This is a genomic window from Bifidobacterium callitrichos (assembly GCF_008698085.1).
Lineage (GTDB): Bacteria > Actinomycetota > Actinomycetes > Actinomycetales > Bifidobacteriaceae > Bifidobacterium > Bifidobacterium callitrichos.
Map to the genome: position 1 here is coordinate 203,945 of NZ_RZJP01000004.1, position 19,938 is coordinate 223,882.

A 19,938-nucleotide genomic window follows, 5' to 3' on the forward strand; every position below is an offset into this window, starting at 1 on the left:
GACCGATGGTCGGAATGCGTGACGTGGCGAAGAAGGCCGGCGTATCCCTCAGTACTGTGTCACTGGTCGTCAACGGCACCGGATACGTGTCGGACGACATGCGCGCCAAGGTCCAGGCCGCGATGAAGGCGCTCGACTACATCCCCAACGAGCTCGCGCGCAACCTCGCCCACAATCGCACCAACATCATCGGCGTGATCGTCCCGACGATCCGCCACCCGTTCTTCGCGACCCTGACCTCCGCCCTGCAGCGCGAGTTCTCCGAACGCGGCCTGCGTACGATGCTGTGTTCCACGGCCGATTCGGACAAGGGCGAGGCCGACTACGTCGACATGCTCCAGCGGCACATGATGGATGGACTTGTCATGGCCGCGCACACCGCGCATCCGGTCGGCTACTGGGCCTCGATCGGACGGCCGGTCGTCGCGTTCGACCGCTACCTCGGCCCGGATATCCCCTCGATCGGCTCCGACCACGAGCAGGGCGGGCGGCTCGTCGCCCGGGAGCTGATCGCCACCGGCGCGCATCACGTGGTGATGGTCGGCGGACCGCGCTCGCAGTTCCACGACCTGGAGAATCTCAGCGAGGGCGATGCGGACACCACGTTCCCGACGGTCCGCTACTACCTGACCCTCGAGCACGAGCTGAAGGCGGCCGGCGTGCGCTACGAGTACGTCGAGGCCGGTGAGGTCTACGATCTGGAGGGGTATGCCCACGCGGTGCATGACCTCTTCGACCGGTTCGTGGACGTCGATGCGGTCGTCAGCTCCGATTTCGGCGCGTCCCTGTGCGTGCAGGAGATGCTGCGCCGCGGCATCCGCCCGGGCGTCGACATGCAGGTGGTCGCCTACGACGGCACCTATCTGGCCGACGCCGCCGGCGTGCGTCTGACAGCCGTATGCCAGGACTTCGATGCGATCGCCTCCGCCCTTGCCGCGCGCATGACCGCGCTCATCGAGGGGGAGGAGAGCTCTGCGGCGCCGAGCGATCTGGATCCCGCGGCGGCGGGTGCGTCATCGGCCGACGTGCCGGTGCCGCCTACGGACGGCCGTCTGCCCGGCTCCGCCGTCGAGCTCATCCCCGTGACCCTGCGCAAGGGCTATTCCACCCGCTGAAGGGCGCATTGACCGTCTGCGGATCAGTGCATCGGCGTGTCGAACCGGTTCGAGTTTGACTGTCTCGAACCGGTTCGATATACTGTTCATCAACAGGGCGGCGAGCGGTTGGCTGTCCGGTGTCAATGAAGGCTTCCCAACAAGGAGTTTCAATGAAGAACAAAGTCCAACTCATCACGTATGCGGATCGGCTGGGTGACGGCGACTTGAAGTCCCTCACCGAGATCCTGCGCACCCGCTTCGACGGCGTCTACGAGGGCGTGCACATCCTGCCGTTCTTCACGCCGTTCGACGGCGCCGACGCCGGCTTCGACCCGGTCGACCACACCAAGGTCGATCCGCGCCTCGGCAGCTGGGACGACGTCACCGAGCTCTCCAAGACCCACGACATCATGGTCGACACCATCGTCAACCACATGAGCTGGGAGTCCAAGCAGTTTCAGGACGTCATGAAGCGCGGCGAAGAGAGCCCGTACTACAGGATGTTCCTCACGATGAGCACCATCTTCCCGGACGGCGCCACCGAGGAGGACCTCGTCGGCATCTACCGCCCGCGCCCGGGCCTGCCGTTCACCCACTACAACTGGGCCGGCAAGACCCGCCTCGTGTGGACCACGTTCACCCCGCAGCAGGTCGACATCGACACCGACTCCGCCGAGGGCTGGGCGTACCTGACCTCCATCCTCGACCGCCTTGCCGCCTCGAACGTCAAGTTCATCCGCCTCGACGCGGTCGGCTACGGCGCCAAGGAGGCCAACTCTAGCTGCTTCATGACGCCGAAGACCTTCAAGCTCATCGAACGCATCAAGGAGGAGGGCGAGCGCCGCGGCCTCGAGACCCTCATCGAGGTGCACTCCTACTACAGGAAGCAGGTCGAGATCGCGCACAAGGTCGACCGCGTGTACGACTTCGCCCTGCCTCCGCTGCTGCTGCACTCGATCTTCACCGGCCGCACCGACGCTCTCGCCCACTGGGTCGAGGTGCGTCCGAACAACGCCTGCACCGTGCTTGACACGCACGACGGCATCGGCGTGATCGACATCGGCTCCGATCAGCTCGACCGCAGCCTCAAGGGCCTCGTGCCCGACGAGGACGTCGACAACCTCGTCAACACGATCCACGCCAACACCCACGGCGAGTCGCAGGCCGCCACCGGTGCCGCCGCGAGCAACCTCGACCTCTACCAGGTCAACTCCACGTACTACTCGGCGCTCGGCTGCAACGACCAGCACTACATCGCCGCCCGCGCGGTGCAGTTCTTCGTGCCCGGCGTGCCGCAGGTGTACTACGTGGGCGCGCTGGCCGGCGCGAACGACATGGACCTGCTGCGCCGAACCAACGTGGGCCGTGACATCAACCGCCACTACTACTCCACCGCCGAGGTCGACGAGCAGCTGGAGCGTCCGGTCGTCAAGGCCCTCAACGCCCTCGCCCGCTTCCGCAACGAGCTCACCGCCTTCGACGGCGACTTCTCCTACGAGGTCGACGCCGACCGCTCGATCCGCTTCGCGTGGACCGCCGCCGACGGCTCTACCTCCGCGGCGCTCACGTTCGAGCCCGGCAAGGGCCTCGGCGCCGACAACGCCGCGTCCGTCGTGACCCTCGCATGGACCGACTCCGCCGGTCTGCACGAGACCGACGACCTCATCGCCAATCCGCCGGTCGTTGCCTGACCGGATCTGACCATCTGAATCAAGCCAAATCAAGCCATTTATCAAAAGGGGATATACATCATGGCTGATGCAACCACCACGGCGCCCGACGCCTCCGCTCTGGCCTCGAACGCGCCGATCCACGATCCGTCCGTCTCCGCCGACGGCCACCGCCCGACCAAGGCCGAGGTGATCCGCCTCGGCGTCGGCTTCACCGTCTCCGCCGTCGCCTGCGCCATCCCGTGGGTGGCGCTGAGCTCGCTCATCCTGCCGTACGTGTTCGAAAGCATCGATCCGTCCACCAAGGAGGCGATGCTCGGCACCGTCAACGCCGCCGGCTCTATCGTCGCCCTGCTCGCCAACGTCATCTTCGGCACGTTCTCCGACCTGACCCGCTCCCGCTTCGGCAAGCGCAGCCCGTGGATCATCGTCGGCGGACTCATCACCGGCCTGTCCATCGGCGCGATCGCGTTCACCCACTCGCAGATCCTCATCATCGTGCTGTGGTGCTGCGCCCAGCTCGGCTACAACGCGATGCTCGCCCCGTACGTCGCCACCATGTCCGATCGCGTGCCCGACAAGTTCCGCGGCACCGTCTCCGGCTTCTACGGTGCCGGCATCGCCGCCGGCCAGACCATCGGTTCGTTCGTCGGCGCCCAGCTGCTCAAGAGCGGCGAGGCCGGTGTGTTCGGTGGCTGGATGATGGGTATGGTCATCTTCGGCCTGTGCGGCATCTTCGTGGTCGTCGTCTGGCCTCGTGAGAAGTCCAACGTCGACGAGCCGCGCGAGGAGATCACCGCGAAGTCCGTCCTGCTGCGCTTCCGCCCGCCGAAGAACGCCCCCGACTTCTACTACGCCCTCGCCGGCCGCACGATGATGATGGGCGGCTACTGGATGATCAACACCTACCAGCTGTTCATCGCCCAGGACTACGTCTTCGCCGGCGACCCGGACGCCAAGCTCAAGGCCGCATCCGTCATCGCCAACATGGCCGTCATCACGCTGGTCGTCTCCCTGATCGCCGCCGTCACCGCCGGACCGCTCACCGACAGGATCGGCATGAGGAAGGTCCCGGTTGCGCTCGCCAGCTGTCTGTTCGCCGTCGGCGCGCTGATGCCGCTGCTGTTCCGCTCCGAGATGGGCATGTACCTGTTCGCCGGTATCGCCGGCCTCGGCTACGGCACCTACAACGCGATCGATCAGGCCCTGAACGTCTCCGTCCTGCCGAACCCGGACGAGGCGGGCAAGGACCTCGGCATCCTCAACCTCGCGAACACGCTGTCCACCGTCATCGGTTCGGTGATGACCTCGGTGATCGTGGTGATCGTCAAGTCCGTGATGGGCGTCACCAAGACCCCGCCTGAGGCATACTCGGTGGTGTTCATCGTCGCGATCGTCATCGTGCTCATCGCCTCCTGGCTCATCATGCGCATCAAGCACGTGAAGTAGGTCTTGGTAGGCCGCCGCCGCACATCCTTTCTTTGAACGGGTTCCTTCGGTTCATGTCTGTTCGTGCATGAACCGAAGGAACCCGTTTTCGTTGTCGAATCTGCGCTTGCGTCTTGTATGGTCCGTATTCGTGTCGACGCCTATTCGGGTGACTGCCACAGTTGTTCGGTGGGATCGTCTTCCGTGGAGCGGAAGATATAATTGGCGACTTCACATGATCTCGCCTCGGCGTTGGTGGTGTCGTATGAGTAGCCTTTTCCAGCTTGGGCTTCCTGTCTGTATTGCTCTGCTGTGTATTGCTGGTTCACAAGATTATTGCGTTTAAGGCAGTCGACAAATCCTTCGGCAGTGCTGGAGTAATAATTCGGATTTCCTTTTTGCGTGCCGAATACGTCTTGAATGTACATGACGTATGTGTTGAAGCACGAGTTCCGATCTCTGCCATATTTCTCCTCCTGCTTCGCGGTGCCTCCGATGTGGCGGGCTTCCACGAGCATGCCGTTTGAATATCTGTTGAGGAGAATTTCCTTATATCCTTTATCGAGCATGCATGACTTGTATTGTGACCATGATTGTTCGTACGCGGAGATCGATAGCTCGCCGGATTGCTTTGCCGTTTCCAAAACAGTTCTCTGCTGCTGTGAGAGTGGTGGATCAAGATTGGGGTTCTTTAGCCAGTAATCGATGTAATCGGCGAATGACGAAGCGATTCTCGCTCCTTGCTGTGGCGTGCCGTCACTGGATTTGGAATCGTCGTTCGTGAAATCGCTGGTTGTACTGCCGTCAGAATCCGCGGAAACGGTCTGCGACGCCGAGCATCCAGTCAATCCCATAATCAACAGAGTAAATAGTAATACTCCGTTGAGTGTTTCAAGAAATATTTTCTTCATAAAACCTTATTTCAAGATATGATGATGGCGAGGCTTTTTGCTGTTAAAAAAGCCTCGCCTGTCAAATTATTAACCCCTTATACTTCGTTGTATTGATTGCACTTGTATTGTAGCTCAACGAAAACACTGTTGGTTGCTCGGCCTACTTACTATGTGTAGATTGATCTTCTGTGTGCGCACTTGTGGCTTTGTGTTCGTTCTGCAGAGGATCCGTTGGATTTCCTCGCGTCTGTCGTCTGAGATGAAGCCTGGATTGCCGTAGATCCTGTCTCGCTCGTGCGACCATGAGATCAGGTCCCGGTTGACGGACTTGCTGCCGTTGTCTGAGTCGTAGGAGCGGGTGCAGAACGGCAGATGGGACTCGACCGGTGCCGCGCCCTTGAGCAGTTCGCGAATGCGTTGTTCATGCAAGACGCGTTCTCGGCTCATCCGGTGGCGATGTCATCCACTGTCTGGGTGCGGCAGAACCCGCCCCAGGCTTGGCCCCACTGTGGGGGGGGGCGACGATGTCGGCTTCGACGTTGCCGGTCAGCACGTCGAGCTCGTCTCCGGCCTTCCTGATCGTGATTGAGCCGCGCAAGCTCGCCTGCGGGCATCATGCCTGCCTTGAGATGCTTGACTTACCGGCGCCGTTGAGTCGTGTCATGCAAGCAGATGAAGGGCGGAATTTTCCCGCATGTAAAGAGTTCTGCACAAAGTGAGTAGATGGGGGATTGTGGTCGCTGGAGGAAGGTCTATCATTGGAAGTGATCGGAAGTGGTGGATGTCAATGGTGATTCGCCGATCAGAATCACGGGAATCATATAGTTTCTGATAATTGAGTATTTAAGGAGTGAATGGATGGTATCTTTAAAAGGATCATAGCTGGAGGGGTCTCTTCTGTGGTATGCTTGGGAGTTATGGGTGTTGGTGCCATGACTGCTAACGCAAAAGAACTCCCTTGTGATTTCAGATGCTACACAGAAATTAATGTTAGCGATAGCCAGGATTATTCCTTGGCGATTTCCACTAGTCGGCATACTGTGCGTGTGTATGCGCGTGCAATTCAGGATGGGCTTGCTAGCTATGTCGAAGCAGGTCCTGGTGGGAGGGCAATTGCCGAGAAATGGGGCTCTCCTTACAACTATAATGATGATGCTAAGGCTGGTCGCCTAGGCTGATGCAGATGGAGGCAATGATGCATACTGCGTTTTATGTCAGGCCGATAATGAAGGTGGTTGGGATCATTGCCTGCATCTGTTTGGCATCTGCTTGCGGTGCTCCTTCAAGTAATGCCAGCAAGAGTGAGCCGCAAGCGGATGGCGCATCGTCCAGTAGGTCAAACGGTGGGAATGACGGCGTGACGTCTGCCGCCCCCGGTCAGAAGCTTGCAGGCAATATGAACGATTATATCGATCAGTTGCTGACGTGGGCCAGCAAGGACGAGAAGCCCGTATTGGAGCGGGCGAAAAAGAACGGTGGACTGTCGGCATCCGACTACGAGAAGGCGTGGTCGGATTACAAGTCCTGCATGGTATCTCGTGGCTACAAGCCGTTTGAGCTGATCAAATGGCCCAACGGGGTGTATGAAATGCCGTCGCATATGGTAGGTACTCAGAAGCAGGAGGAAAAATATGCCGAGGATTATCATGAATGCTATGGCAAGAAGATAATGGCCATCGATACTTTGTATACCGCTCAGGTAGGTAATCCATCGCTATACGCCGATCAGACAGAAGGTGTTGCGGATTGCCTCAAGCGAAGCGGTGCGGTGTCGATGGATTTCAGCATCAGTACTTTCAAGAGTGAGATTGGGGCAGGAAAGTATTCGCAGTTCGACATTCAGGATCCGAAGGTCAGAGCCTGCTTTGCCGCTAATGATTGGCATATGGGTCTCCAGAGTGATCCATATGCTCAATTGTGGTGATGTTAACTCTGCTTTAGTTTGTTTCATATAAGTCTGTCGAAATGAGGAGGTACTAATTTTAAGAGTCATTTAGTGAGTTATAATAGTTTACTGTCATATTATATTCTAAGCGATGGTTTATTGAAGATGGCAAAATCATTTAGCGTAGGGATTGTTGATAATGATGAGCGTTCGTTGCATTCGTTACGAGAAATATTAACAGATCTGATCGATGAACTGAGTGTTAAGTGGATGGTGACTTCTGGTGAAGATGCTGAGCCTCTATGCCTTGAGTCCAAGAGTCGCCCAGATATGTTACTTGTTGATATGTCGCTGAATGGAATGCAGGGTCCAGTGCTTTGTCGTCGAATTCGAGAGAAGATTGATGTGATGCCGATCCTTGCTATGACTGCTTTTCCTGTGGAACGATATGCTATTAAGGCCGCTAACAGTGGGGCTCAAGGCATTTGTAGCAAGAATAGTGAAGCTGACTTGGTTAATTGTGTTAATACAATAAATTGCGCAGGTGTTCTCGGCGCAGGTTTTGATACGGTTCGTCATGCTCACGAACGTCTTGTGGAGGAGCGACAGAGAAATGCAAAGAGTTTGACGTTTAAGGAAATGGAAGTGATGGATTATGCTTCCGAAGGAATGTTGGATGAAGAAGTTGCTCATAAGATGAATATAGCGGTGTCAACGGTACGCAAGCATATGCAGAATGCCAAAAATAAGTTAGGTGCAAAGAACCGTTTTCAAGCGCTTTGGATGTGGATTAACGGTGAGGATTAAAAATTGCGACAGTGCTTATTTAGATTCCTCAATTTTATATATAATATTCTAACTCGTAGGTCATAATTTATAGTATATTTTGTTTTGGTTGGTTTGGCAGAATCTTGGTCTGTGGCTGAATGGTATTATAATCCACCTAGAAACATTAGTTCTCTCGTATTTGCTGTTGTTCATCTTGTTGCTATTTTTTGTGTATTATTGAATGCTAAGTTTGGCTGTTTTATAGTAATTGTCGCATCTATTTTCTTTTCTATAAGTCAAAGTTCGGATAGCGGCCCTTCACAGATTTGGGGAATCTTAATTTTGTTAGGTATTGCTGCGTATGAATTTAAGGCTTTTATTTCTTTCTTTCTTTTATTGTCGCTTATTGTTTGTCAATTTTTTGTTACACTTAATTTTAATATTGGTCAGTATAGTTACATGACTTTGGCGAGCTTATCTTCCTTTTTTGTTGTCTCCTATTTATTGGGCAAGTCAATAAGTTGGAAAAATATTGCTAATAAAAGACAAGAGGAAGAAAAAATGCTGAATTTAAAGAAAGCCGAGGATGTTAGAAGGCGACGAATTGCCGTCACTATACATGATGGTATGAGTGGATCCTTGTCGCTTGCTACGCGTGAGCTGCAACGTTTGATAAGGAAAACTCCGAGCGAAGTTGAGCGTATTGAACTAGTAAAGGTTAACGGTTATGTGGGTGAAGCATTGATGGGAATGAAATATGCTCTTGATTGTCTTGATGGAGATGTTGATTTTCCTGATATAAAGAATATGAATGATTTGAAATTGCTTATTGCAGATGAGGACGCGAGGCTTAAACGACTTGGATATAAAGGCTCGTGGGATTGTGAGGGGACTTGCTTCTTTAATTCATATATTGGATATGTTGTTGTTTCATTTGTTCGTGAATGTTATGCAAATATTCTAAAACATTCTTTGCCGGGTTGTGTTTATCATATCAGAGTTTCTGTTCTTAGCGGTAATATGAATATTGAATGTTCAAACAAAATTGACAAGGGTCATGATGCTATAAAACACTCCCAGGATGGCTTTTTTTCTTCGGGCTATGGCTTATCGCTTCAAAAGGCTAATATATCAAGTATTGGTGGAAGCTGTGTATATGGCATATATAATGACGAATGGAAGGCAATTGCTTCGATCCCGTTAAGAATATAGTATGCTTTCTTGTTGGATTTTTTAATAGGGTTGCATAGCCACTGAAGCCAAGAATGAGGTCTGGGCTAGACTGAAGCGTCTGCTAATGTTCGTCAAGGCACAGTCTACACAAAATGAGTAGTTACATTTGCCTCTTTCAATTTGCTGTGCTACTATAAACATAGCTGATAAGCTAAGGCGACGTAGCCTTAGCTATATGATTCAGTTGAGGATAGTCAGCTTACTCCTCGCGGAGGGCGGTGATTTTCCTGAAAGTTCATAAAAGGATTATTGCATCTGCTTCTGCTTTTATTACTTGCTTCGTTATCTAATAAGGGTTAATCATGTCTTCGTTTAAGATATGTGCCGGATGGCCGCGGTTTTTCGCGGCCGTTTGTGCGTTTGTGATGTTGGTTGCCGTTGGGGGTTGTTCACATGAAAAGTCCGACGGATCGAGCTCCACAGGTACGGATTCCTCTGCCGTGGATAATGAAGGCCATTCAGGGGATCAACATGATGAAGATTACGAGTTGGTCGGATCGGGGCAGAAGAAGGCTGATTCTCTCAATGCCTATATCGACCAGATTCTCTCGTATCCGGAGACCACGGACTCGGCCCGTGAGATTCTCACGCGTGCAAAGGCCAACGGTGGCGTTTCGGTTTCCGACTATGAGAGAACGTGGACGAACTACAAACAATGCCTGTTGGATAAGGGGTACAAGGAAATAATCCTTAACAAATATCCCAACGGCATATATGAAGAGGCGGCGTACTATGCCAACGGAACCCCATCGCAGATACAGAAATTCGATCAGGACAGACAGCTATGCTTCAAGGATGTCGGTCCGGTCAATGAAGTGTTCAGTATGCAACAGGGGAATCCGAACCTTGCGGCCAACGTCAACGAGGCGATCGTGGACTGTCTTCACCGCAATAACCTTGTTCCGAAGGAATACACCGCCAAGCAGTATGCCGCCGAACGGGCGGAGGGCGATCTCAAGGCCTTCAGCATCAATATCAAGGACCCGGGTGTTCGCGGATGCGAGGTGGCCAACAGCGTGTTCGCCTCATACCCCGATGACAAGCTGGAACATCCATTTTAGGCATGTACGACATGAATTGTGCATATAAGATGAAGCTGGCTTAGGCTCGGATATCCGGCATATGAGTTGGGGGAAGTCATGAGGGGAAAGCAGGGATTGCGGTCCAAGCGGGAACGGACGAAGGGGTCGCGTGCCCGTACGGTTCCGGTGGTCTGGCTGTTGTTGGCCGTGATCACGGTGGCGGCGCTCACGGTGGGGGCGTGCGCGTTGTGGCTGCCTGATCGCGCGCCGGCGTTGCTGGGAGCCGGTGGCGAGGCGACAAGCGCGCCGGCGGGCGTGCAGGAGTATTCGGGTGGCCAGCAGGTCACGGTCGTGCCGATGATGTCCGCCGATCGGGAGCTGATCGGCAACGCGACCGGCACGGTGACGACCGACTGGTCGGGCGAAGGACTGACGTCGGGGCGCCGCGCATACCGGGTCAACGATCGCATGGTCGTGGCTCTGGCGACCGCATCCCCCTGTACCGCGATCTCAAGGCGAACGATACAGGCGACGACGTGCGTGCGCTGAACGACGAGCTCAACCGTCTGGGCTACCGGTCCTCACCCGGCTCGAACAGGTACACGTGGCGCACCGTGCAGGGCGTGAGCCAGCTGATGAAGGACAACGGCAACACGTCCGACGGTTCGCTCGCCCTCGCCGACACCCTGTGGATCCCGTCACCGCAGGTTGCGGTCGGCTCGTGGACCGCGTCTCAGGGGCTCTCGGTCACGGCCGGCAGCTCGGTCGGTTCGATCGGCGGCACCATCGTCAAACTCGCCATCAAGAACGGCCAGCCCTCCGATCGGGACCGTACGATCACGGTCCTGGGCCAGAGCGGCACCCTGCCGGCCGGCGCCACCGAAGTGACCGATGCCGGGTTCTGTGCGAAGGTCGCCGCGACTCCGGAATTCACCGGCATGCCGAAGGATGCGCGGTCGACGGGATTCGACGCGACCGTGACCCTGCCCGAGCCGATCCGTGTGCTGCGCGTGCCCTCTGGAGCCGTGTTCGGTATCGACGGACAGTCCGGATGCATCGTGCCCACCTCATCCAAGGGGACGAGCGGCGGCCGTGGATCGGATGATCCGATCAAGGTGACGATCATCGGCGGCGAACTGGGCGCGAGCCTCGTAAGCCCCACGGACGTATCGGGCGCCTCGATCAACCCCTCCTCGATCACGCGCGTGACCATCGGACGCGCGCTTGACGGCCTGTCATGCGGGCGGTAAAGGCGGCAGGGATGGTGACGACAACGGGCGAATCCATGGACGCGGCGGTGCGGTCGCACGGCATCGACGATGCCGACGGCGGCGATCGCTACGTGTCGGTGCACGGACTGGCGCACCGGTTCGCGGGCACCGACCTGCTGTTCGAAGGGCTTGACTTCACGGTGCGGCCCGGCCAGACGGTTGCGGTATGCGGACCGAGCGGATGCGGCAAATCGACACTGTTGTCGATCCTCGCAGGATGGCAGAAGCCGTACGCCGGAAGCGTGGAACGCCACGGGATCGACCGTATCGGCTGGGTGTTCCAGAACCCGTACGGAGTGGCCGGACGAACGGCTCTGGACCATGTGGTCTTCCCGCTGCTGTGCAAGGGCATGCGTCGGCGCGACGCCGAACCGCTCGCCATGGAGGCGATGGGCCTGTTCGATCTGGGGTACGCGGCCGACCGTCGATTCAGCGACCTGTCGGGCGGTGAGGCGCAGCGGCTGATGCTGGCCCGGGCGGTGTGCTCGCGTCCGGACATGCTGCTGGTCGACGAGCCGACCGCCCAGCTCGACACGCGCACGGCCCGCTCGGTCAGCCACGTGCTGGGCAATCTCGCTGGCCGGGGCATGATCGTGCTGGTCGCCACCCATGATCCGGACACGCGCGACGCATGCGGACGGATCATCGATCTGGCCGACTACGCGCCCGGCACCCGCTCCGACGATACGGCCGACGATGATATGGCCGATGCGGATACGGCCGATGTGGACGCCGTAGGGACCGGCGCACGGGGGGAGGAGTCGCGATGAGGCTATGGGCGGTGCTTTCCGAGGCATGGCGCAACGTGGGCGCGGGCACGGCGCACGCGCTCGTGATGGCGATCGCGGTGCTGCTGGCCGGCGGCCTGCTGGGCGGCTACGAGGCCGTATCGGTCGAGACGCTCGAATCGCAGGCGGTCACGCGCATCCGCGCATACGCGGATGTCAAGACCGTGGTTGGCGCGCCTGTCGACGGAGCCGCATGCGACGCCCTCGCCGCGCCCGCATCCTCATCCGCGTCCTCGTCGGGACTGCCGTCCGTGTCCGGCGCGATGCGTCAGGGACCGCAGGTCACCCCGCTGGCCACCCCGGGCCGTGACGTGTCCTCCTACGAGGCGACCCCCGGCATGATCCGCCTGATCACGGCCACGGATCACACGCGCCGAGCGGACGCATCCGGCGTATGGGTGTCCACCGCCATGGCCCGCGACTTCGGACTGACCACCGGCTCCCCGCTGCCCACCGACAAAGGCGCGACGCATGTCGCGGGCGTGTTCGACTGGCCCAACGACGGACGCGACACCCGCTTCGCGTACGCGATCGTCACGCCCGTATCGCCGTCGGACGGCACGTTCGAGGAATGCTGGGCCAAGCAATGGCCCGCCGACAGCGCGCTCGACACGCTGCTGCTGTCCGTGGCGCGCGTACCCGACGTCGCCGGCGCGTCCCCGGGCTCGGCCGGCGTGACAGCGCTCAACAAGGGCTTCGACTCCCACTACGACGCGCAGGCCTCCTATGCGAACCGCCCCACGCGCAGCATGCCCTACGCCGGTCTCGCGATCGGCCTGCTCATGGGCGTGATCGCGGTGCGTCGACGCCGGCTCGAATACGCCGGGGCCCTGCATTCGGGACAGTCCAAGGGCGCGCAGCTCTTCGGCGTCGGCGTCGAGACCCTCGTCTGGTCCGGGGCCGGCACCATCGTCTCCATTAGCCTGATCGGCGCATACTGCGCGCGCATGGTCACCTCCGATCCGCTGGCCGTGTTCCAGACCGCCATCCGCACGCCGATCGCCCTGCTCGCCGGCGCGCTCGTCGCCGCCCTGCTCACGGCACTCACCATCCGCGAATCCCAGCTCTTCCACTACTTCAAGACCCGATAGACGCCCGACGCCCGAACACCTGTTTCCCGTGTCCGCCGTATTACGAACAGTGACGCTGTTCACATAGTGAACCCCCGCTGGTTTGTCACATTACGCGCGCCTATGTTCTGTGTCCAGATCGAGCGGAAAGCCAAGACAAGCCGCTTGATGACATACTTCGAGACCGAAAGGAGGCCGCCGCGATGACTGGATACACTGCCCTCAACACCGTTAGCGAACTGGTTCTGACCGTCGTTAACGTCGCTCTGCTGTCCGCACGAATTATTATCCCGTCTTCGCTGGCGGACTGATTTCGGCTTGATGAGCTTGAGCCCCGCTGGCGAAGGCAGGGCGGCAAGCATCGATCACGTTTGAAGCCCTGCGCAAGATAGCGGGGCTTTTTCATTGTGCGTCCTTTCAAGGTCCGCGGCCCACAGCCCACAAGGCGCCGGGTCTACGGTATCGGGGCGATCCAATGGCAAGCATTCCCGGAAGAGAACAGACAAGAACCAAACGAGATTGGAAGGGATTCCTCTCATGACTTCAGTCGACACGACCGCAGCAGGCAAGGCGAAGAGCCTGGCCCGCGATTCGGTCAAGACCGTGATCGCAGCATCCATGGTCGGCACGGCCATCGAATTCTACGACTTCTACGCTTACGGCACCGCAGCGGCCAATTACTTCCCGCACATCTTCTTCTCGGCGAAGGACAACCCGACCGTCGCCCTGCTGATGAGCCTGCTGACCTTCGCCATCGCGTTCATCGCCCGCCCGCTCGGCTCGCTGGTGTTCGGCCACTTCGGCGACCGCATGGGCCGCAAGACGACGCTGGTCGTCTCCCTGATGACGATGGGTATCGGCACCTTCCTCATCGGCTGCCTGCCGACCTACGACCAGTGGGGCGTCGCGGCGGTCGCCGTGCTGTGCCTGCTGCGCTTCATCCAGGGCATCGGCCTCGGCGGCGAATGGTCCGGCGCCGCGCTGGTCGCCACCGAGAACGCGCCTGAGGACAAGCGCGCCCTGTACGGCTCCTTCCCGGAGCTCGGCGCTCCGATCGGATTCTTCCTGTCCAACGGCACCTACTTCATCCTCGAATCCTTCAACGACTCCGACGCGATGCTCGCCTGGGGCTGGCGCGTGCCGTTCCTGCTGTCCGCGATCCTCGTGATCGTCGGCCTCGTCGTCCGAGTCCACATGGAGGAGACCCCGATCTTCCGCATGGCCCAGGAACAGAAGAAGGTCGTCAAGTCCCCGCTCACCGAGGTCTTCAGGAAGTCCTGGAAGCAGGTCCTTCAGGCCACCTTCCTTGTGGCCGTTACCTACACGCTGTTCTACACGCTCGCCACTTGGTCCCTTGCATGGGGCACCAAGGAGCAGGGCGAGGGCGGCGGTGGCCTCGGCTTCACCAACCAGGAGTACCTGCTCATGCTGATGATCGCCATCTGCGTGTTCGCCCTGTTCATCGTGATCTCCTGCGTCAACGCCGATAAGCTCGGCCGCAAGCGCGTGATCACCTTCTCCTCCTGCGCCCTCGTCGTGTTCGCCGCCCTGTTCCCGTTCCTGCTCAACGGCCAGATCGTCGGCCAGCGCAACTTCTTCGCGAACATGGTGTTCCTGTGCGTCGGCTTCGCCCTGATGGGCACCGCCTTCGGCCCGATCGGCGCGTTCCTGCCCGAGCTGTTCGACGCCAACGTGCGTTACTCCGGCTCCGGCATCGGCTACAACCTCGCCGCCATCGTCGGTGCGGCCTTCGTGCCGACCATCGCCACTTGGCTGTCCTCCCACTGGGGCGTGCACTCCGTGGGCATCTACCTCGGCGTGATGGCCGTGTGCTGCCTCGTCGCGGTGCTGACCTGCAGGGAGACGAAGGACGTCGATTTCACCAAGTGAAATCGACGGCAGGTTCCTGCCTTCGCTTGGCTGTCGCCTCGCTCAGGCGTCGCCTACTGACAGTCCACTGGACTGTCAGCTTCACGGCGCCGCCCGGACATCGATTTCACCAAGTGACATCCTTGCTCGGCCCCCTCTGACGAGGGGGCTCCCGCGAAGCGGGTGGGGGAGAGACTACCCCTCAGTCCCGCTTCGCGGGCCAGCTCCCCTGACAAGGGGAGCCAAGGGGGCTATCGACTACGGCTGAAGCCCAACATTCCAGCTGTAGTCCGCCAAGATTTCATAACTGAAAATCACAACTCAATATTTGGACGCGGGGGACCGCGTCAGTCACCGGGCGACTAGAAATAAGACCCAGTGATCGATGACTTTCAACGTCAAGGGACACAATCCTTTCTCGCCGAAGGCCGTCAGCAATCTCACCGATTGCCGGGCGTGCAGTTTTCGTTCGGCATACCGAACAACATAAAGGAGTGCCAATCATGGCAGCAACTATCTGGTACGAGAAGGACGCCGATCTGTCCGTGTTTGATGGCAAGAAGGTCGCCATTCTGGGCTACGGCTCCCAGGGCCACGCCCACGCGCTGAACCTTCGTGACTCCGGTGTCGACGTGGTCGTCGGCCTGCGTCCGACCTCCAAGTCCGTCGAGTTCGCCAAGGAGCAGGGCCTTGAGGTCAAGTCCGTTCCGGAGGCCGTCGCCGAGGCTGACGTCGTCATGATCCTTCTGCCGGATCAGTACCAGGCCGCCGTCTACAAGAAGGACGTTGAGCCGAACCTGAAGCCGGGCGCCGCTCTGGCCTTCGCCCATGGCTTCAACATTCACTACGGTTACATCAAGCCGTCCGAGGATCACCCGGTCTTCATGGTTGCCCCGAAGGGCCCGGGCCACATCGTGCGTCGTGAGTACGCCGCCGGCCGTGGCGTCCCGGTCGTCGTGGCCGTCGAGCAGGACCCGGATGGCAAGACCTGGCCGCTGTGCCTCGCCTACGCCAAGGCTCTCGGCGCTCTGCGCGCCGGCGCCATCAAGACGACCTTCACCGAGGAGACCGAGACCGATCTGTTCGGCGAGCAGGACGTCCTCATGGGCGGCATCAACCACCTGTGCGACATGGGCTTCGATGTGCTGACCGAGGCTGGCTACCAGCCGGAGATCGCCTACTTCGAGGTCTTCCACGAGCTGAAGATGCTCGTCGACCTCGCCAACGAGGGTGGTCTGAACAAGGCCCGTTGGTCCTGCTCCGACACCGCCCAGTACGGCGACTACACCTCCACGGTCATCACCGAGGAGACCAAGAAGCGCATGCAGTACCAGCTCAAGCGCATTCAGGACGGCTCCTTCGCCAAGGAGTTCATGGATGATCAGGCCGCTGGCGCTCCGAAGTTCAAGAAGCTGCAGGAGGAGTTCTCCCACCCGCACCTCGAGACCGTCGGCCCGAAGCTGCGCGCCATGTTCTCTTGGAACAACGGCCCGGCCAAGGATCAGGACGAGGCCGAGTCCTTCAACGGCAAGATCGCTCGTACCCAGGTTCAGTGAGCCCGGCGCGGCCCTCAGCTTGGCCGCATGAGCGTCGCCTAAACGCGACTGAAGTCGTATGACCAAAGACCGCCATTCCGATCTCTATCGGTTTGGCGGCCTTGTCGTATATGGGCTCCATATGTAATGCGGATGCGTGGGCGTATGGATGTGCGGAAGTGGCGTGCCTATCTTGATTCCGGGGATTCGAGGACGAAATCGGCCGGAACTGTGCTGAGTCCCACGTATTCGCGCGCGGATTGGTGGGACTCAGCGCGGATACGGCCATTCTTGGCGTTGAATCCCTCGGGATTAGTGACTGACCCCGGAATGTGTCATGGTGTCTTCGTTCCATATAGATGCGTCCACGATATGGTTCACAAAGTCGTGATTTGGCCCACCTTGTGGACGCAAACGTGCCGGCGGGGCGCGTGTCGGTAGGATGGAGCCCAGTTTCGAGGACACAATCCTCAACGCCTGGCATCGCCCCGACCCCGCGGCCGGAACACCGGAACATCGACCGGCAATCCGGCGGACACGGACGAACGCCACATGCGCTACATGCGCAACCACAACAACACCGTGTGCCGACCGCGCGAACCGTATGTCGCGGAAGGTACGCAAGTTAAAGGAGTGCTACATGGCTGCACAGATCTGGTATGAAAACGACGGCGATCTCTCCGTGCTCGAAGGCAAGAAGGTCGCGATCATCGGCTACGGCTCCCAGGGCCACGCCCACGCGCTGAACCTGCGCGATTCCGGTGTCGACGTGGTCGTCGGCCTGCGTCCGACCTCCAAGTCCGTCGACTTCGCGAAGGAGCAGGGCCTTGAGGTCAAGTCCGTTCCGGAGGCCGCCGCCGAGGCCGACGTGATCATGATCCTCGCCCCCGACCAGTACCAGCGTACGATCTGGGCCAACGACATCGAGCCCAACATCAAGCCGGGCGCGGCCGTCGCGTTCGCCCATGGCTTCAACATCCACTACGGTTACATCAAGCCGAGCGAGGATCACCCGGTCTTCATGGTCGCGCCGAAGGGCCCGGGCCACATCGTGCGTCGTGAGTATGCCGCCGGCCGTGGCGTCCCGGTCGTCGTGGCCGTCGAGCAGGATCCGCGCGGCGACGGCTGGGCGCTGACCCTGGCCTACGCCAAGGCCCTCGGCGCTCTGCGCGCCGGCGCCATCAAGACCACGTTCAAGGAGGAGACCGAGACCGATCTCTTCGGCGAGCAGAACGTGCTCATGGGCGGCGTCAACAAGCTCGTCGAGATGGGCTTCGAGGTCCTCACCGACGCCGGCTACCAGCCGGAGATCGCCTACTTCGAGGTGTGCCACGAGCTCAAGATGCTCGTCGACCTGATGAACGAGGGCGGCCTGAACAAGGCCCGTTGGTCCTGCTCCGACACCGCCCAGTACGGTGACTACACCAACACCGTCATCAACGAGGACTGCCGCAAGCGCATGGAGTACCACCTCGGCCGCATCCAGGACGGCTCCTTCGCCAAGGAGTTCATCGACGATCAGGATGCCGGCGCCCCGCACTTCAAGGAGCTGCAGGAGAAGTACTCCAACGAGCGCATCGAGACCGTCGGCCCGAAGCTGCGCGCCATGTTCTCCTGGAACAAGGACGGCGTCAAGGATGCCGACGAGGCCAACTCCTTCACCGGCAAGATCGCCCGCGCTCAGGTGCAGTGAGCGATCTAAGGCGTACAGCGAATCGTTCTCACTAACAAACGTGTGAGGGTTGACGCTGCGTCAATCGAACATGAATAATCCCCGAAATCAGCTTCCTTCCGCTGGTTTCGGGGATTTTCGTCTATGGGCGATCGTGGGCGATCCCGTGCGATCGGCTCACACTTTTCTTAATGAGAACGATTCGCTGCAGCGTAGACATTATCTTATCTTAATTATTATAATCGTGATACAATAAATCGTGATGCAATAAGCTATCCGACGACGCAGTGACGGAGGCAAGGGCCGCGAACAGCAAGGGAGGCGTCATGGCATTCATCGGGCGTGAAGACGATCTGAATCAACTTGAGGAATGTTTCGCCGCGCGCAAGGCGCAGCTGGTGTTCGTATACGGTCGGAGGCGCGTGGGAAAAACCGAGACCCTCAGTCATTTCTCGCACGGCAAGGAAACGCTGTTTTTCGCGGCCCAGAACGCCACCAAGGAGGAGCAGCTGGAATCGTTCTCCCGCCTGATGTTCGAGGCCGGCGCCCCCGGTCGGGACTACCTCAGCCGTTACCCCTCCTGGGAGAGCGCGTTGAACGAGTTGGCACGATTGCCCGAGCCGAGGGGCGGCGCGCGAAGACTGGTCGTGTTCGATGAATTCCCGTACTTGGTCAAGTCTGATCCGTCACTGCCGTCGGTACTGCAGAATCTCTGGGATCACACGTTGCACAATGCGAATCTGATGATCGTCATCTGCGGCAGCGCTATGAGCTTCATCGAGAAGGAGCTGTTGGGAGAGAAGTCGCCGTTGTATGGTCGGGCGACCGGCATTCTGAAGATGCTGCCTCTGCCATATTGGGATGCAGTGCGGTTCTTCCCCGACTACGGCGGTGAGGACAAGGTGCTCGCATACGCGATGTTGGGCGGCATCCCCCGGTACCTTGAGGAGTTCGACCCGGACGAGTCCATAGAGGCGAACATCAAGCGCCACATCCTGCGGCGCATCTCCCCGCTGTACAGCGAAGTCGAGTTCTTGCTGCATGAGGAGCTGCGGGAGACGGCGAAATACAACAGTGTGATACGGGCCATCGCGCTTGGCGCCACCTCGCTGAACGAAATCGCCACACACGCGATGATGACAAATGCTACGGTCTCGTCCTATCTCGCCAATCTCATGGAACTCGGCATCGTGGAGCGCGAGTTCCCGGTCACCGCGAAACTCAAGGAGCGGGCGAAGGGTGCTCGGGGCCTATACCAGTTGAGCGACAACTTCTTCCGATTCTGGTATTCGTTCGTGTTTCCCTACCGCTCGGAACTGGAGCGGGGCGATGTGGACGGCGTGTACGAACGGCATGTCGGGCCGGTGCTGCATGATTTCGCGGGCAAGCCGTTCGAAGCGCTATGTCGTGAGTGGGTGTGGCGCGAGAGCATAGCCGGGCGTCTGCCGTTCCACGCGCGCGAGGTCGGGCGTTGGTGGGACCGGCGTGATGAGATAGACGTGATGGCAGTCGATGGATCGGGGGCGGCGGCGATCATGGGTGAGTGCAAGTTCCGTAATACTCCGGTGGATCGCTCGGTGCTGAACCTGTTGCGCGACCGCGCCTCGCGCACGGGGATTGACCGTCGCACGTATGTGCTGTTCTCGCTTGGCGGTTTCACGCAACCGTTGCTCGACGACGCCGCGTCATCCGAATCCGATGTTCGGCTGGTCGGTGTCGACGAGCTGTTCGACTGAT

Annotated in this window: 17 protein-coding genes; 16 read left to right on the top strand and 1 reads right to left on the bottom strand. The window is 59.0% G+C overall.

What is annotated here, in order from left to right; all coding sequences use genetic code 11:
* Positions 1-5 precede the first annotated feature (5 nt).
* The 3 genes from EMB92_RS09615 (at position 6) to EMB92_RS09625 (ending at position 4,216) form a co-directional block, all read left to right on the top strand.
* On the top strand, positions 6-1,115 hold the full coding sequence (locus EMB92_RS09615) for a LacI family DNA-binding transcriptional regulator (protein WP_140445807.1): 1,110 nt from the start codon (positions 6-8) through the stop codon (positions 1,113-1,115).
* A 152-nt stretch (positions 1,116-1,267) separates the two neighbouring features.
* Entirely contained in the window at positions 1,268-2,788 is a 1,521-nt protein-coding gene (gene gtfA, locus EMB92_RS09620; protein WP_150394708.1) for a sucrose phosphorylase, read from the top strand.
* Between the two features lie 60 nt (positions 2,789-2,848).
* Positions 2,849-4,216, top strand: a complete 1,368-nt coding sequence (locus EMB92_RS09625; protein ID WP_140445808.1) for an MFS transporter — start codon at positions 2,849-2,851, stop codon at positions 4,214-4,216.
* A 140-nt stretch (positions 4,217-4,356) separates the two neighbouring features.
* Here the strand turns inward: EMB92_RS09625 and EMB92_RS09630 are convergent, their stop codons facing one another.
* Complete coding sequence (locus EMB92_RS09630; protein WP_150394709.1) at positions 4,357-5,106, bottom strand: hypothetical protein; 750 nt, start codon at positions 5,104-5,106, stop codon at positions 4,357-4,359.
* An 836-nt stretch (positions 5,107-5,942) separates the two neighbouring features.
* Between EMB92_RS09630 and EMB92_RS09635 the strand changes: the two genes are divergently transcribed.
* The 13 genes from EMB92_RS09635 to EMB92_RS09690 all read left to right on the top strand — a co-directional run bounded on the left by EMB92_RS09635 (position 5,943) and on the right by EMB92_RS09690 (position 19,937).
* The gene (locus EMB92_RS09635) at positions 5,943-6,266 is read left to right on the top strand and encodes a hypothetical protein (RefSeq protein ID WP_146143607.1); all 324 of its coding nucleotides are present in this window, start codon (positions 5,943-5,945) and stop codon (positions 6,264-6,266) included.
* A 5-nt stretch (positions 6,267-6,271) separates the two neighbouring features.
* The gene (locus EMB92_RS09640; RefSeq protein WP_150394710.1) at positions 6,272-7,012 is read left to right on the top strand and encodes a hypothetical protein; all 741 of its coding nucleotides are present in this window, start codon (positions 6,272-6,274) and stop codon (positions 7,010-7,012) included.
* 126 nt (positions 7,013-7,138) lie between these two features.
* The gene (locus tag EMB92_RS09645; protein WP_190973645.1) at positions 7,139-7,780 is read left to right on the top strand and encodes a response regulator; all 642 of its coding nucleotides are present in this window, start codon (positions 7,139-7,141) and stop codon (positions 7,778-7,780) included.
* Between the two features lie 111 nt (positions 7,781-7,891).
* Positions 7,892-8,953, top strand: a complete 1,062-nt coding sequence (locus EMB92_RS09650) for a sensor histidine kinase (RefSeq protein ID WP_150394712.1) — start codon at positions 7,892-7,894, stop codon at positions 8,951-8,953.
* A 461-nt stretch (positions 8,954-9,414) separates the two neighbouring features.
* Positions 9,415-10,035 (top strand): hypothetical protein, encoded by a 621-nt coding sequence (locus EMB92_RS09655; RefSeq protein ID WP_223847684.1) that lies wholly within the window; start codon positions 9,415-9,417, stop codon positions 10,033-10,035.
* A gap of 78 nt (positions 10,036-10,113) precedes the next feature.
* Positions 10,114-10,545 (top strand): hypothetical protein, encoded by a 432-nt coding sequence (locus EMB92_RS11720; protein ID WP_223847685.1) that lies wholly within the window; start codon positions 10,114-10,116, stop codon positions 10,543-10,545.
* Entirely contained in the window at positions 10,533-11,246 is a 714-nt protein-coding gene (locus EMB92_RS11725; protein ID WP_223847686.1) for a hypothetical protein, read from the top strand. The genes EMB92_RS11720 and EMB92_RS11725 overlap by 13 nt, the downstream gene beginning before the upstream one ends.
* A 35-nt stretch (positions 11,247-11,281) precedes the next feature.
* The gene (locus tag EMB92_RS09665; protein WP_150394836.1) at positions 11,282-12,037 is read left to right on the top strand and encodes an ABC transporter ATP-binding protein; all 756 of its coding nucleotides are present in this window, start codon (positions 11,282-11,284) and stop codon (positions 12,035-12,037) included.
* Positions 12,034-13,146, top strand: a complete 1,113-nt coding sequence (locus EMB92_RS09670) for a hypothetical protein (RefSeq protein ID WP_150394714.1) — start codon at positions 12,034-12,036, stop codon at positions 13,144-13,146. Before EMB92_RS09665 ends, EMB92_RS09670 begins: the two co-directional genes overlap by 4 nt.
* A 516-nt stretch (positions 13,147-13,662) precedes the next feature.
* Positions 13,663-15,015, top strand: a complete 1,353-nt coding sequence (locus EMB92_RS09675) for an MFS transporter (RefSeq protein ID WP_150394715.1) — start codon at positions 13,663-13,665, stop codon at positions 15,013-15,015.
* Positions 15,016-15,497: 482 nt separating this feature from the next.
* Positions 15,498-16,550, top strand: coding sequence for a ketol-acid reductoisomerase (gene ilvC / locus EMB92_RS09680; protein ID WP_140445274.1), 1,053 nt, complete (start codon positions 15,498-15,500; stop codon positions 16,548-16,550).
* Positions 16,551-17,169: 619 nt separating this feature from the next.
* Positions 17,170-18,222: a ketol-acid reductoisomerase gene (gene ilvC, locus EMB92_RS09685; protein ID WP_043166757.1), complete on the top strand. Its 1,053-nt coding sequence runs from the start codon at positions 17,170-17,172 to the stop codon at positions 18,220-18,222.
* Between the two features lie 305 nt (positions 18,223-18,527).
* A complete protein-coding gene (locus EMB92_RS09690) occupies positions 18,528-19,937 on the top strand; it encodes an ATP-binding protein (protein ID WP_043166758.1) in 1,410 nt (469 codons plus the stop codon).
* The last annotated feature ends 1 nt before the right edge of the window (position 19,938 follow it).

Excerpts from the sequence above, each read along its gene's own strand:
- EMB92_RS09615 (WP_140445807.1), top strand. The coding sequence starts at position 6 with ATGGTCGGAATGCGTGACGTGGCGAAGAAGGCCGGCGTATCCCTCAGT.
- gtfA (WP_150394708.1), top strand. The coding sequence starts at position 1,268 with ATGAAGAACAAAGTCCAACTCATCACGTATGCGGATCGGCTGGGTGAC.
- EMB92_RS09625 (WP_140445808.1), top strand. The coding sequence starts at position 2,849 with ATGGCTGATGCAACCACCACGGCGCCCGACGCCTCCGCTCTGGCCTCG.
- EMB92_RS09630 (WP_150394709.1), bottom strand. The coding sequence starts at position 5,106 with ATGAAGAAAATATTTCTTGAAACACTCAACGGAGTATTACTATTTACT.
- EMB92_RS09635 (WP_146143607.1), top strand. The coding sequence starts at position 5,943 with ATGGATGGTATCTTTAAAAGGATCATAGCTGGAGGGGTCTCTTCTGTG.
- EMB92_RS09640 (WP_150394710.1), top strand. The coding sequence starts at position 6,272 with ATGGAGGCAATGATGCATACTGCGTTTTATGTCAGGCCGATAATGAAG.
- EMB92_RS09645 (WP_190973645.1), top strand. The coding sequence starts at position 7,139 with ATGGCAAAATCATTTAGCGTAGGGATTGTTGATAATGATGAGCGTTCG.
- EMB92_RS11720 (WP_223847685.1), top strand. The coding sequence starts at position 10,114 with ATGAGGGGAAAGCAGGGATTGCGGTCCAAGCGGGAACGGACGAAGGGG.
- EMB92_RS09665 (WP_150394836.1), top strand. The coding sequence starts at position 11,282 with ATGGACGCGGCGGTGCGGTCGCACGGCATCGACGATGCCGACGGCGGC.
- EMB92_RS09670 (WP_150394714.1), top strand. The coding sequence starts at position 12,034 with ATGAGGCTATGGGCGGTGCTTTCCGAGGCATGGCGCAACGTGGGCGCG.
- EMB92_RS09675 (WP_150394715.1), top strand. The coding sequence starts at position 13,663 with ATGACTTCAGTCGACACGACCGCAGCAGGCAAGGCGAAGAGCCTGGCC.
- ilvC (WP_140445274.1), top strand. The coding sequence starts at position 15,498 with ATGGCAGCAACTATCTGGTACGAGAAGGACGCCGATCTGTCCGTGTTT.
- ilvC (WP_043166757.1), top strand. The coding sequence starts at position 17,170 with ATGGCTGCACAGATCTGGTATGAAAACGACGGCGATCTCTCCGTGCTC.
- EMB92_RS09690 (WP_043166758.1), top strand. The coding sequence starts at position 18,528 with ATGGCATTCATCGGGCGTGAAGACGATCTGAATCAACTTGAGGAATGT.